The sequence below is a fragment of the Mycolicibacterium moriokaense genome (assembly GCF_010726085.1).
In the GTDB taxonomy this organism is placed as follows: Bacteria; Actinomycetota; Actinomycetes; order Mycobacteriales; family Mycobacteriaceae; genus Mycobacterium; species Mycobacterium moriokaense.
Map to the genome: position 1 here is coordinate 2,040,357 of NZ_AP022560.1, position 13,560 is coordinate 2,053,916.

Annotated in this window: 12 protein-coding genes; 8 read left to right on the forward strand and 4 right to left on the reverse strand. The window is 66.9% G+C overall.

Going from position 1 to position 13,560, the window contains the following annotated elements; genetic code table 11:
- The first annotated feature begins 6 nt into the window (after positions 1-6).
- Positions 7-1,083 (forward strand): hypothetical protein, encoded by a 1,077-nt coding sequence (locus G6N43_RS10060; protein WP_083152372.1) that lies wholly within the window; start codon positions 7-9, stop codon positions 1,081-1,083.
- Positions 1,084-1,117: 34 nt separating this feature from the next.
- On the opposite strand, the gene G6N43_RS10065 is transcribed toward G6N43_RS10060, so the two are convergent.
- On the reverse strand, positions 1,118-1,384 hold the full coding sequence (locus G6N43_RS10065; RefSeq protein WP_083152369.1) for a hypothetical protein: 267 nt from the start codon (positions 1,382-1,384) through the stop codon (positions 1,118-1,120).
- A gap of 93 nt (positions 1,385-1,477) precedes the next feature.
- Positions 1,478-1,645, reverse strand: coding sequence for a hypothetical protein (locus G6N43_RS30415; protein WP_110810402.1), 168 nt, complete (start codon positions 1,643-1,645; stop codon positions 1,478-1,480).
- A 56-nt stretch (positions 1,646-1,701) separates the two neighbouring features.
- On the opposite strand from G6N43_RS30415, the gene typA reads away from it, so the two are divergent.
- Together typA and G6N43_RS10075 are read left to right on the forward strand one after the other, a co-directional pair.
- Positions 1,702-3,597 carry a translational GTPase TypA gene (gene typA / locus G6N43_RS10070; protein WP_083152366.1) on the forward strand — a complete coding sequence of 632 codons (1,896 nt, stop codon included), beginning with the start codon at positions 1,702-1,704 and terminating at the stop codon, positions 3,595-3,597.
- Positions 3,598-3,651: 54 nt separating this feature from the next.
- Positions 3,652-5,568 (forward strand): ABC transporter family substrate-binding protein, encoded by a 1,917-nt coding sequence (locus G6N43_RS10075; protein ID WP_083152363.1) that lies wholly within the window; start codon positions 3,652-3,654, stop codon positions 5,566-5,568.
- Between the two features lie 12 nt (positions 5,569-5,580).
- Here G6N43_RS10075 and G6N43_RS10080 read toward each other — a convergent pair whose 3' ends face one another.
- The gene (locus G6N43_RS10080; RefSeq protein ID WP_083152361.1) at positions 5,581-6,816 is read right to left on the reverse strand and encodes a chloride channel protein; all 1,236 of its coding nucleotides are present in this window, start codon (positions 6,814-6,816) and stop codon (positions 5,581-5,583) included.
- Between the two features lie 40 nt (positions 6,817-6,856).
- Here G6N43_RS10080 and mshB point away from each other — a divergent pair, with 40 nt between their 5' ends.
- Both mshB and G6N43_RS10090 read left to right on the forward strand, forming a co-directional pair.
- Positions 6,857-7,732 (forward strand): N-acetyl-1-D-myo-inositol-2-amino-2-deoxy-alpha-D-glucopyranoside deacetylase, encoded by an 876-nt coding sequence (mshB, locus tag G6N43_RS10085; protein WP_083152358.1) that lies wholly within the window; start codon positions 6,857-6,859, stop codon positions 7,730-7,732.
- Between the two features lie 114 nt (positions 7,733-7,846).
- Positions 7,847-8,275 (forward strand): hypothetical protein, encoded by a 429-nt coding sequence (locus tag G6N43_RS10090; protein WP_083152356.1) that lies wholly within the window; start codon positions 7,847-7,849, stop codon positions 8,273-8,275.
- A gap of 2 nt (positions 8,276-8,277) precedes the next feature.
- Here G6N43_RS10090 and G6N43_RS10095 read toward each other — a convergent pair whose 3' ends face one another.
- Positions 8,278-9,162 (reverse strand): hypothetical protein, encoded by an 885-nt coding sequence (locus G6N43_RS10095; protein WP_133056557.1) that lies wholly within the window; start codon positions 9,160-9,162, stop codon positions 8,278-8,280.
- A 590-nt stretch (positions 9,163-9,752) separates the two neighbouring features.
- On the opposite strand from G6N43_RS10095, the gene G6N43_RS10100 reads away from it, so the two are divergent.
- The 3 genes from G6N43_RS10100 (at position 9,753) to G6N43_RS10110 (ending at position 13,553) form a co-directional block, all read left to right on the forward strand.
- Positions 9,753-12,332: a bifunctional FO biosynthesis protein CofGH gene (locus G6N43_RS10100; protein WP_083152351.1), complete on the forward strand. Its 2,580-nt coding sequence runs from the start codon at positions 9,753-9,755 to the stop codon at positions 12,330-12,332.
- A 117-nt stretch (positions 12,333-12,449) separates the two neighbouring features.
- The gene (locus G6N43_RS10105; protein ID WP_083152350.1) at positions 12,450-12,911 is read left to right on the forward strand and encodes a DUF2231 domain-containing protein; all 462 of its coding nucleotides are present in this window, start codon (positions 12,450-12,452) and stop codon (positions 12,909-12,911) included.
- Between the two features lie 93 nt (positions 12,912-13,004).
- On the forward strand, positions 13,005-13,553 hold the full coding sequence (locus tag G6N43_RS10110) for a YceI family protein (RefSeq protein ID WP_083152349.1): 549 nt from the start codon (positions 13,005-13,007) through the stop codon (positions 13,551-13,553).
- Positions 13,554-13,560: the final 7 nt, after the last annotated feature.

The window sequence follows — 13,560 nt, forward strand, 5'->3', positions numbered from 1 at the left end:
CGGTCCATGCGCGTGCTGCGGTTCCTCTGGCGGGGGGTGCTGGCCTTCGACCGGATCGGATCGCGCATCCCGCAACTCATTCAGATCTGGTTGATCGAGTTCTTCTTCGCGGTGCCCCTGATGTTCTTCACCGCGAAGATCATCGACATCCGAGGCGCGTTCGGCGTGCCAGGAACCGGCGAGTCGATGCCCGGCGTGTTCTGGGGCGCACTCGTGGTCTCCCTGATCGCCGGATTCTTCTTCTTCCGCAGCCTGATCCGGCCGCGTGTGGTGCGTGGGACGTGGACGCCGATGATCAAGGCCGACGTCGGCGACTACACCGTCATGGCAGGCAATCGAGCGTGGCAGACCAGCTACAACTACCTGACGAGCCATCCGTCATATGCGTTGCTGCTCCTGCTCACCGCGCCGATTCCGGCCACCATGGTGCTGATGACCACCAACCACGGTGACAGCACCTTCTACTGGCGGGTGGCCGGTGTCGTCGGGCTCATCATTCTCGCGCTGATGGCGCTGGCGCGCGTATTGGCTTGGTACGTCTTTAGATTCGGCCGAGTCCAACTCGACAACCAGGCCGAGGCCATGGGCATGTCGCAGCGTCGGCTGGGTTGGGAGATCGCGTGGAAGCCCGTGCTGATGCTGATGGTCATGATGTACGCGATCGTCTGCATTCCGCTCGGCATCATGTTCTGGCAGGAGGACCGCAAGATCGCCGACCTGCCCGTCGTCACGGTCGCCGACACCGACCACGCGGGCGAGTACCGCCGCGTCGAAGGCGCCGTCGATTCGGATCCGGTGTACTGGGCCCCGCGGGGGACCGGACGTGGTGGCAACAACTACGCCGGTGCCGGGGTGCTCGTCGAATTGCCCGCGGGCGGTGAGGCATTGCTGCTCGCGGAATCGTTGTCGGTGCCCGACTTCAATGGCGTCATGGAGGACGTCAAGAACGGTGAGATCAAGACTCAGGGCAAGGTGATCGACCACATCACCGACGACCAACAGGAGTACTACGGATTCGACGAACGCGACTTCCCGGACCCGTCGCCCGACGGTCGCGTCATGCTGTTGCTGTCCTATCCCTGACGGGCAAGCCGGCCAGCGGCTTCCGGTCGGACGCTCAGTACCGCAGCGAGTCGCTGACCACCCGGACCCGCGCCTTCGGGTGAGTGGCGGCGTACAGCGGGTGCATCAGCAGTGGATGGCGGCAGTGCGGGCACGACGCCTGCGGTTGGTTCGCCGTCGATGCGGTGAGGTGATGGCAGGCCGAGCAGTGCACCACGTAGAACCTGCCCACCCAATTGAGCAGCCCGAGGTAGATCGCCAGCGTCGCAGCCGACGCGACCACCATGATCAGCGCGATGGTAAGAACCTGATAGACCGTCATATCCGGTACCTCCAACCGAAACCGAGCACACCTGACGGATAGTTCAAAGGTACGCCTGAACCGGGGGCGTCGAGGCCCGGTTGAGACGCCGGATCAGCGTTTGCGGGCGCGCTTGTAGATCTTCTCGAGTTCTTTGCCGCGGATGCCCATGAGCTCGGCCTTGTGCACTTTGTGCAGCACCAGCGGGCACCTCTTACACCGGGGCTTACTGCGACAGCACTTCTTCTTCGGTTTGATGTCGAGCAGCTTGCTGGCCTTCAAGTGACTTGAATCTCTCGTTTTCGCGATCGAGCACCCTCACTGCGACACTTACCGGCGTGGATTTTCGGAATGTCGCCATTGTTGCGCACGTCGATCATGGGAAGACCACCCTGGTCGATGCGATGCTGCGGCAGTCCGGTGCCCTGAGCCATCGCGGTGATGATGCCATCGAGCGATTGATGGACTCCGGCGACCTCGAGCGTGAGAAGGGCATCACGATCCTCGCCAAGAACACCGCCGTGCACCGCAGGCATGCCGACGGCAGCGTGACGGTCATCAACGTCATCGACACCCCCGGCCACGCCGACTTTGGCGGCGAGGTGGAACGCGGGCTGTCCATGGTCGACGGCGTGCTGCTGCTGGTCGACGCCTCCGAGGGCCCTCTGCCGCAGACCCGCTTCGTGCTGCGCAAGGCGCTGGCCGCGCATCTGCCGGTGATCCTCGTGGTCAACAAGACCGACCGGCCCGACGCCCGCATCGCCGAGGTCGTCTCCGACAGCCACGACCTTCTGCTCGACGTCGCCTCCGACCTGGACGAGGAGGCGCAGAAGGCTGCCGAGGAGGCACTCGGACTTCCGACGCTGTACGCCTCCGGTCGCGCAGGCATCGCCAGCACCGTCGAACCCGCCAACGGCGAGAACCCCGAGGGGGACAACCTCGACCCGCTGTTCGACGTGCTTCTCGAGCACATTCCACCGCCTCAGGGTGATCCCGAGGCCCCGCTGCAGGCCCTGGTGACCAACCTCGACGCCTCGGCGTTCCTGGGCCGGTTGGCGCTGGTCCGGATCTACAACGGCCGGCTGCGCAAGGGCCAGCAGGTGGCGTGGATGCGGGAAGTGGACGGCGCGCCCGTCATCACCAACGCGAAAATCACTGAACTTCTGGTCACCGAGGGCGTCGACCGCACCCCGACCGACGAGGCGATCGCCGGCGACATCGTCGCGGTCGCCGGACTGCCGGAGATCATGATCGGCGACACGCTCGCCGACACCGAGCACGCCCACGCGCTGCCGCGCATCACCGTCGACGAGCCCGCAATCTCGGTGACCGTCGGCACCAACACCTCACCGCTGGCGGGCAAGGTGTCCGGGCACAAACTCACCGCCCGCATGGTGCGCAACCGGCTGGACCAGGAACTGGTCGGCAACGTCTCGATCCGCGTGGTCGACATCGGCCGTCCGGACGCGTGGGAGGTGCAGGGCCGTGGTGAGCTGGCGCTGGCCGTGCTCGTCGAGCAGATGCGCCGCGAAGGTTTCGAGCTGACGGTCGGCAAGCCGCAGGTGGTGACGCGGACCATCGACGGCAAGCTGCACGAGCCGTTCGAGGCGATGACCATCGACTGCCCCGACGAGTTCGTCGGCGCGATCACCCAGCTGATGGCCGGGCGCAAGGGCCGTATGGAGGAGATGACGAACCACGCGGCGGGCTGGGTCCGGATGGACTTCATCGTGCCCAGCCGCGGGCTCATCGGGTTCCGCACCGACTTCCTGACCCTGACCCGCGGCACCGGCATCGCGAACGCCGTGTTCGACGGCTACCGCCCGTGGGCGGGGGAGATCCGCGCGCGGCACACCGGCTCATTGGTGTCCGACCGCTCGGGCACGATCACGCCGTTCGCGTTGATCCAGCTCGCCGACCGCGGGCAGTTCTTCGTCGAACCCGGCGACGACACCTATGAGGGCCACGTCGTCGGCATCAACCCGCGGGCCGAGGATCTCGACATCAACGTCACGCGCGAGAAGAAGCTGACGAACATGCGCAGCTCGACCGCCGACGTCATCGAGACGCTGGCCCGGCCGCTCACCCTCGACCTCGAACAGGCCATGGAGTTCTGCGCCGCGGACGAGTGCGTCGAGGTCACACCGGAAGTCGTGCGGGTCCGCAAGGTCGAACTCAGCGCCACGCTGAGAGCGCGTTCGAAGGCCCGCGCCAAGGCCCGCGATAGCAGCTGAGCCCTCGGATCGGCGCGGCCGGTTACCCGAAGTTGCTCAGGTGCTGCCGATACCCTGAACACCGTGCCGAGGCCAGTACACGTCATTGCCGCGCTATCCGCGCTGGTGACGCTGGTTTCAGGGTGCACGGTGAGCCCTCCTCCGGCGCCGCAGAGCACCGATACCGCGGAGACGACGGCGCCGCCGCCGCCGAAGGCGACGCAGATCATCATGGCCATCGACTGGATCGGCCCCGGCTTCAACCCGCACCTGTTGGCCGACCAGTCACCCGTCAACGCTGCGGTCAGTTCGCTGGTGCTGCCCAGCTCCTTCCGGCCGGTGCCCGACCAGAACACCCCCACCGGATCGCGGTGGGAGCTCGACACCACGCTGCTGGAGTCGGCCGAAGTGACCAGCCAGGACCCGTTCACGGTCACCTACAAGATCCGGCCCGAGGCGTCGTGGACGGATAACGCCCCGATCGGCGCCGACGACTTCTGGTACCTCTGGCAGCAGATGGTGACCCAACCCGGCGTCGTCGACCCCGCCGGGTACGACCTCATCACCGGCGTGCAGTCGGTGGAGGGCGGCAAGGTCGCGGTGGTGACCTTCTCACAGCCGTATCCGGCCTGGCGCGAGCTGTTCAACAACATCCTGCCCGCGCACATCGTCAAGGACATCCCCGGCGGTTTTGCCGCGGGCCTCGCGCGCACCTTGCCCGTCACCGGCGGCCAGTTCCGCGTCGAGAACATCGACCCCCAGCGCGACGAGATCCTGTTGGCCCGCAACGACCGGTTCTGGGCCGCGCCTGCCAAACCCGACCTGGTGCTGTTGCGCCGCGGCGGTGACGCGGCCGCGCTGGCCGACTCGATCCGCAACGGCGACACTCAGGTGGCCCAGGTGCACGGCGGCGCGGCCACCTTCGCGCAGCTGTCGGCGATTCCCGATGTGCGGACGGCGCGCATCGTCACGCCGCGCGTCATGCAGATTTCGTTGCGCGCTCAGCAGCCCGCCCTCGCGGATTCCCAAGTGCGCAAAGCGATTTTCGGTCTGCTCGACGTCGATCTGCTGGCCGCGGTGGGTGCGGGCGACGACAACACGGTGACGTTGGCACAGGCGCAGGTTCGCTCGCCGTCGGATCCGGGCTACGTGCCGACCGCGCCACCCGCGATCTCGCGGGACCACGCGCTTGACTTGCTCATCGATGCCGGCTACGAGGTGGAGTCGGAGACGACGTCAACGCCACCGACCCCCGGCACTCCCGCCCCGGAAAACGGCCGCGGACGCATCATGAAGGACGGCGTACCGCTGTCGCTGGTGCTCGGCGTCGCCGCGAACGACCCGACATCCGTCGCCGTCGCGAACACGGCAGCCGACCAACTGCGCAACGTCGGTATCGAGGCCTCGGTGTCGGCGCTCGATCCGGTGACCCTGTACGGCGAGGCGTTGACGAACAATCGCGTCGACGCCGTGGTCGGCTGGCGTCAGGCCGGGGGAGACCTGGCGACCGCGCTGGCCTCGCGGTACGGCTGCCGGGCGTTGGAGGCCACCGCGGTGGCGACGGCCGCGCCGGGAACGCCAGCGCCGCAAACGACTTCGGAAACTTCGGGGACGACGACCACTCCGTCGACGACCGCGACCACCACAACGACATCTGCGACTCCAACCGCCACCACAACCACATCGGCGACCACTCCGGCCAGCCCCGCGCCCGAAAGCGGCGAATTGCTCCAGGCGCCAAGCAATATCACCGGTATCTGCGATCGCAGCATTCAGCCGAAGATCGACGCGGCCCTCGACGGCAGCGAACCCATCGATGAGGTGATCACCGCCGTCGAACCGCGGCTGTGGAACCTCTCGACGGTGCTGCCGATCCTGCAGGACACCACGATCGTCGCGGCGGGCCCGAGCGTGCAGAACGTCAAGCTGTCCGGAGCCGTGCCGGTCGGAATCGTCGGCGATGCCGGCACCTGGGTGAAAACCCGTCAGTGACAGTGCAATCGGCTATCTGACGCCGGCGGCTTGATGGCGTTCGCGCAACACGCGCAGGCCGTGTGCGGCGAACGCGCCGACGGCGAACACGAGCAGCAACCAAAGCGGCGGGTGCGCCAGTTCCCACACGAACAAGGCGGCGAACAGCGGTGACCGCTGGGTGATCGTTAGCACCCCGGCCGCACACGTCAGCGCCAGCGCCGATACGTGGATGTGTGAGCCGGCCAACTCGTTGAGGGCAAGTGCGACAACCGATCCGGCGGCCGCGCCGGTAGCCAACGCGGGGGTGAGCAGGCCGCCCACGGCGCCTGCCCGCAGAAACACCGCTGTCAGTAGTGGTTTCAACAACAAGATCACGCAGGCGGCGGTGAGCGTCATGTCACTGTTCAGTGCCACTGTCAGAATGCTTCGCCCGTTGCCAGGCAGTTCCGGGTACCAGATCGAGCAGACACCGGTCAGCAGTCCGGCGGCCGCAATCGCGGGAATCAGCATCCACGAGTGGAACTGCACCTTCGGACTGGCGGTCGACATCACCCGGTTGAACGCCAGACCGATGGCGGCGGCCAGGGGTGCGACGGCCAGCGCCAGGAATGCGAACAGATACGACGTCCGCGCGTCCGGCCACGTCAGCGGGTGCTCGAGATGGGTGACCGGGGCCGCGACCGCGACGGCAAGGCTCGACGTGATCAGCGCGGTGCCGAGCGCCCGTGGATGCCAGGTGCCGAGCAGAATCCGGGCGGCGAACAGCGCTCCGCCCAACGGCACGCTGTAGACCGCTCCTAGGCCCGCACCCGCCGCGCAGGCGAGCAGAATCTCACGGTCGCGCGCCGTGAGCGCGAGCCGCATGGTGCCGAAATCACCCAGCGCGGCGGCGAGTTGGCGCGGCGCGCCTTCGCGGCCCAGCGACGCCCCCGAGCCGACGAGGAGGACCTGAAGGCCCGCGTCGATGGACAGCGGCACCCGGGGGATCGGCTCATGAGCCGCGATCGTCTCGGCCAGCTTCGGAACCGTCGTCCGCCGTCGCAATATCCACCACCCGAAGCCGGCCAGCGCACCGCCGATCATCGGACCCAACGCCCGCCGCACCGGACTGCTGCCGCCGACGCCGGAGAGCAGCGTGCCGAAACCGTAGTGGTACGTCAGGTGTTCGACGGCGTGCAGCAGCAGCGTGGTGGCCGCACCAGCAACCCCGGCGAGCAGGCCCACGATGACGATCGCGCAGGAGAATTCGAGCGTGCGGCGCGACACCAGGTGAATCTAGCTGCCGGTCATCGGGCAAGCTGGGGCAATGGAAAGTCCGCGGATGCTGTTCGTGCACGCGCATCCCGACGACGAGACCCTGACGACGGGCGCGACCATCGCGCATTACGTCGCTCGGGGCGCGCGGGTGCGGGTGGTCACATGCACGCTTGGCGAAGAGGGCGAGGTGATCGGCGACCGGTGGGCGCACCTGGCCGTCGACGCAGCCGACCAACTCGGTGGCTTTCGCATCGGTGAGCTGACGGCCGCCTTGCGTGCGCTGGGTGTCGACGAGCCGACCTTCCTCGGCGGCGCGGGGCGCTGGCGCGACTCCGGGATGGCGGGTACGCCGCGGCGGCACCATCCGAGGTTCATCGACGCCGACCCCGCCGAATCGGTCGGTGCCCTGGTCGCGATCATCCGCGAGCTGCGGCCGCACGTCGTCGTCACCTATGACCCGGAGGGCGGCTACGGGCATCCCGACCACATACACACCCACGAGGTGACGATGGCGGCCGTCGCGGCGTCGGCGGGTTCCGAGTATCCAGGCGAGCCATGGACCGTGCCGAAGGTGTACTGGACCGTGTTGTCGAAGTCCGCGCTCGCCGCTGGGTTGGATGACCTTGGCGACGTGCCGCAGGAGTGGACGCGGGTCTCCATCGACGACGTGCCGTTCGTCCATCCCGACGAGGCAATCGATGCCGTGATCGACGTCCCCGACCGGCTGCCGGCCAAGCTGGCGGCGCTGCGGGCGCACGCCACCCAGGTCACCGTCGCACCCGACGGTCGTTCGTTGGCGCTGTCGAACAACATCGCGCTGCCGGTCGGTGCGCTCGAGCACTACATCCTGGTGTCGGGCACGCCGGGCGCGCGTGACCACCGCGGATGGGAAACCGACCTGCTGTCCGGCCTGAACCTCAATTAGCGGGGCCGCCACGGGGTAAGCTGCCCGACAGACCCGGCGCGTGGAAGGGACGGCAATGGACCAGGATCTGGATCCCAACCTGCAGCACTGGCAGGACCGACTGGACAACTTCCAGTGGGTCCTCGGCTCCATCACCGCCCTGGTCGACAGCATTCCGACCTGAGTTCGCCCGCCGCAGGCGCCGACTACCGGCGCGTCATCGTTCTCACGCTGCTCGCCATTGACGGCGTTCTCTGCGCCATCATGGCGTCGCTCTTCCTCCCGATTCGCATCGGGACGTGGCCGTTTCCGATCAGCGCGCTAATCGCTGGCCTGGTGAACGCCGCGCTGGTGTGGGCGGCACTGCACTGGACCTCATCGCCGCGGGTGGCGGCGCTACCGCTGTGGACCTGGCTGCTGACCGTGGCGGGGCTGACGCTCGGCGGGCCCGGCGACGACATCGTGTTCGGCGGATCCGGACTCTTGGCCTACGGGGTCGTACTGCTCCTCGTGCTCGGCACCCTGCCTCCCGCGGTGGTGCTGTGGCGACACATCACCGCCTGACGTCAATCCGTGCCCGCTGTCGTGCCCGCGCCCTGGCCCGGGTTCGGGTCGGCGGTGTTCTGCGCACTGTCATCATCTGTTGACGGCGTTTGCGGGGACGGTGGCTGGACGGGGTCTGCGGGCGGCGCTCCCGCATTGTCGGCAGGCGACGGATTCGTGTTCTGCTGGTGCGGCGACAAGTCGTTCGGTGTGGCGACACTGGATCGGCGAATTTCGCCTTGTGCCTGGACCGTTCCGGACTTATCGGTCGTCGCCCTGTCGTCATCGCCTTTCAGTTCGTCCCGAACGGCGAGCCCGTCTGCTTGAAGACCGGGTTCGGTCTGGCCGATGGAGCCGTCCACGACCTGCACACCCTGCCCTTGCGTCAACTCCTGTTCCAGGGGGAGTTCATCACTTTGGGTCAGCATTTCGCCGAGGTTTTCGTCCGCCGGTTCGCCCTCGGTCTCGGGTTCGATCGGCTGTGTCGATCCATCGAGCGACGAGGACATCAACATCAAGCCGGAGGTCCCGGCGTGCACGGACTTTTCAAAGTCTTGAGTGTCGTATGTGCCTTCAATGTCTGTGCTTTCAATGTCGGTGGTTTCGATGTCCCTGGCTTCGATGTCCGTGGCGAACGGGCCGATCGGCGGAATCGGGGGAAGCGGTGGCAGCCAGAATGCCAATTGATCATTCGCCAGGAAGATGAACGAGTTGATGGTGTCGACAACGACATTGACCAACCCGTCCCAGAAGCTGATGTTCCCGCCGAGCCAGTCGGCGATGTTGAACGTGATACTTCGCACGATGCGTTCGCCGAAGTTGTAGAAGATTTCGATCTGGGGCGCGAGCCACCCAACGTAAGGGATCCAACCGACCGCGTACGCGGCGACATCGAACCCCCACTCCACCCACGGTTCGATGGCGTTGTAGACGTTCTTGATCGCGCTGTCGATTGAGTTGCCCACGACGACCGGCGGGAATTCGGGTTCGGGGAACGAAGCGCCGACGCTCGGTGGCACGACAATGCGTGCGAGCCACCCGACGAGCAGATCGGGCACGTCGGCAGCCGATTCGACGGAGGGCGCCAGCAGCGTTTCCGATGCCGTTCGGCGGGCCACCGGCCCTGCGGGCTGGGGCGATAGCTGCGTCCAGTGGACGGCTGGCGCATAACGAACCGCCGCTATCGGCGTTGACGGCCCGTGCGGACGCGTCGGAACGATTCCGATAGCGGTCACTACCAGCAGAATCATCCCGAAGACCAGGAGTGGACGTGCGGAGCGTGACATGTTGCCCTCCCGTCGCCCCGACGAGATTGACCGTACACCGTTGTTTGCTCGCGCGCGTGGAAATCCCTCCAGCTTCGGGCTGATCCCGGCCGACACGATGGCAGCCCGCCATACCGTCGACGCGCCGACTACTGTGGCCGATATGTCAGGCGCCGATGTTTCAGAATGTGAGACGTGCGGATGATATTCAACGATCGCGGGGTTAAACGGGAGTGGCTCTGAACCCCCAGCCCGGTGCCGATCTGCCCAACCCGGTGGTCCCACCGAAGTCCGGTGCGCCCAGCCCCGCCAGTCTGCGGCGGGTACTGCGACGAGCACGAGACGGTGTCGCACTCAACGTCGAGGAAGCCGCGATCGCGATGACCGCCCGCGGCGACGACCTGACCGACTTGTGTGCCAGTGCGGCCAGGGTGCGCGATGCGGGCCTAGAGGCTGCCGGCCGACGTGGACCCACCGGGCGACTGCCGGTGAGCTATTCGCGCAAGGTATTCATTCCGGTCACGCACCTCTGCCGCGATACCTGTCACTACTGCACGTTCGTCACGGTGCCTGGCAAGCTGCGCGCGCAGGGCGTCGGCATGTACATGGAGCCTGACGAGATCCTGGATGTGGCCCGTCGCGGCGCCGAATTGGGTTGCAAGGAGGCGCTGTTCACGTTGGGCGACCGTCCCGAGGCGAGGTGGGACGAGGCCAGGCAGTGGCTCGATGAGCGCGGCTACGACTCCACGCTGGACTACGTGCGCGCGATGGCGATCCGGGTGCTCGAGGAGACTGGACTGCTGCCGCACCTGAACCCCGGCGTGATGAGTTGGTCGGAGCTCTCCCGCCTCAAGCCGGTCGCACCGTCGATGGGCATGATGCTGGAGACCACGTCGCGCCGACTGTTCGAGACCAAAGGCCTGGCCCACTACGGCAGCCCGGACAAAGATCCGGCCGTCCGGCTGCGCACTCTGGCCGATGCGGGCCGCCTGTCGATTCCGTTCACCACCGGACTCCTCGTCGGCATCGGGGAGACGCTGGCCGAGCGCGCCGACACCATCCATGCGATCCGGCGCTCGCACAAGGAGTTCGGACACGTCCAGGAAGTGATCGTGCAGAACTTCCGGGCCAAGGACCACACCGCGATGGCGTCCACGCCCGACGCGGGGTTCGAGGACTTCGTGGCGACGCTGGCGGTCACCCGCCTGGTGATGGGACCCAAGGTGCGGATCCAGGCGCCGCCGAACCTGGTCTCTCGGGAAGAGTGCCTTGCGCTGATCGGTGCCGGGGTCGACGACTGGGGCGGGGTGTCGCCGCTGACCCCGGATCACGTCAACCCTGAACGGCCTTGGCCTGCCCTCGACGAATTGTCTGCGGTGACGGCCGAGGCCGGCTACGACCTGGTGCAGCGGCTAACCGCACAGCCGCAGTACGTGCAGGCCGGTGCGGCATGGATCGACCCGCGGCTGCGCGGGCACGTCGACGCGTTGGCCGACCCGCAGACCGGTCTGGCGCTCGACGTCAACCCCGTCGGACGACCCTGGCAGGAACCCGACGAGGCGTGGGAGTCCCTGGGCCGGACTGACCTTCACTCGGCGATCGACGACTCAGGTCGGCTCACCGAGACCCGCAGCGACCTGGGAAGCGCGTTCGGCGACTGGGAATCGATCCGCGAGAAGGTGCACGAGCTCGCTGCCCAGGCGCCCGAACGCATCGACACCGACGTGCTGGCGGCCCTGCGCGCGGCCGAGCGCGATCCGGCGGGTCTGTCCGACGACGAGTATCTGGCACTGGCGACCGCGGATGGCCCGGCGTTGGATGCCGTTGCCGCGCTGGCGGATTCGCTGCGCAAAGACGCTGTCGGCGACGACGTCACGTTCGTCGTCAACCGCAACATCAACTTCACCAACATCTGCTACACCGGTTGCCGGTTCTGCGCGTTCGCCCAGCGTAAGGGTGATGCGGACGCCTACTCGTTGTCCGTCGACGAGGTCGCCGACCGGGCGTGGGAGGCGCACGTCGCCGGCGCCACCGAGGTGTGCATGCAGGGCGGCATCGATCCCGAGCTTCCGGTGACCGGCTACGCCGATCTGGTGCGGGCGGTCAAGAAGCGGGTGCCGTCGATGCACGTGCACGCGTTCTCGCCGATGGAGATCGCCAACGGCGTTACCAAGAGCGGGCTTTCGATCCGCGAGTGGTTGACATCGTTGCGGGAGGCGGGCCTGGACACCATCCCCGGTACCGCCGCCGAGATCCTCGACGACGAGGTCCGCTGGGTGCTGACCAAGGGCAAGCTGCCGACGTCGATGTGGATCGAGGTCGTCACCACCGCGCACGAGGTCGGGCTGCGGTCGAGTTCGACGATGATGTACGGCCACGTCGATTCGCCGCGGCACTGGGTCGGCCACCTTCGCGTACTGCGCGAAATCCAGGACCGCACTGGAGGTTTCACCGAGTTCGTGCCGCTGCCATTCGTACATCAGAGCTCGCCGCTGTACCTCGCGGGTGGGGCGCGGCCTGGGCCGACGCACCGCGACAATCGCGCGGTGCACGCGCTGGCGCGGATCATGCTCCACGGCAGGATCTCCAACATCCAGACCAGCTGGGTCAAGCTCGGCGTGGAGCGCACGCAGGTGATGCTCAACGGCGGCGCCAACGATCTCGGCGGCACGTTGATGGAGGAGACCATCTCGCGAATGGCGGGTTCGGAGTTCGGCTCGGCCAAGAGTGTCGAGGAACTCGCGGCGATCGCGGAGGGAATCGGCCGTCCGGCGCGGCAGCGGTCCACGACTTACGCACCGTTGGCTGCCTAGCCTTACCTAACAGCGCAGGTTCCGAAACACGCTGTTGCGTCTGGCTTTACGGAAACTCGAACCAGACGGTTTCGCTACGTATACCTTGGTAGCGCTGTCATCGAGCCCTGGAGCGCAATGGACACCATTTCGGGAATTCCCGCGCATGCCTTGTTGGTCCACGGTGTCGTGGTACTCGCCCCTCTGACGGCTCTGCTCGAGATCCTGTGCGCGTTCTGGCCCGCAGCGCGTCGTCGACTGGTGTGGCTCGTGTTGGCTCTCGCGGTGGTGACGACGATTCTCACGCCGTTGACGACGTCGGCGGGTGAGTGGCTGCTGCAGCACGGCGGACCGCCGCGCCCGATTCTGCAGGAGCATGCCGACCGCGGCGAGTGGATGATCTACTTCTCGGTCGCCATGCTGATCGTCGCGGTGGCACTGGCGGCGCTGCACTGGGCGGAGAGCCGGTCGGACAAACCCCGGAAGGCCGCGGCGGCCGTGCTCGCCGTCGTCACGCTCGTCGTGGGGGTGTCGTCGATCGTCACAGTGGTCCGGATCGGCGACGCCGGCGCGCAGGCCGTGTGGGGTGACAGGGGCTGACGCACCGCCCTGGGAATAGAAACGGACTACGGTCCGGTTGATGCGGGTGAAGGTGCCGGGCTGGCCGGCACCCACATTCCGAGGAGATCCAACATGACCGTCGCCGTAGCCACCGACTTGAGCACCGGCACCTGGGCAATCGACCCCGTGCACTCGACCATCGGCTTCTCCGTGCGCCACCTGATGGTGAGCAAGGTGCGGGGCACCTTCGACACGTTCAGCGGTGCGATCGTCGTCGCCGAGGACGGCACCCCGTCGGTGACCGCCGAAATCGCCGTCGACTCGATCAACACCCGCAACGAGCAACGCGACGCTCACGTGCGGTCCGCGGATTTCTTCGACGCCGAGCAGTATCCGACCGCCACCTTCGTGTCGACCGGCGTTCGGTCGAACGGCGGTACGTACCTCGTCGACGGCGACTTCACCCTCAAGGGTGTGACCAAGCCGGTCACCCTTGAGCTCGAGTTCAACGGCGTCAACCCCGGGATGGGACACGGCGAGGTCGCGGGCTTCGAGGCCTCGGTGGTGTTGAACCGCAAGGACTTCGGGATCGACATCGACCTGCCGCTGGAAACCGGTGGCACAGTCGTCGGCGACAAGGTCACCGTCACGCTGGAGATCGAGGCACTCAAGCAGGCATAGGGCAACA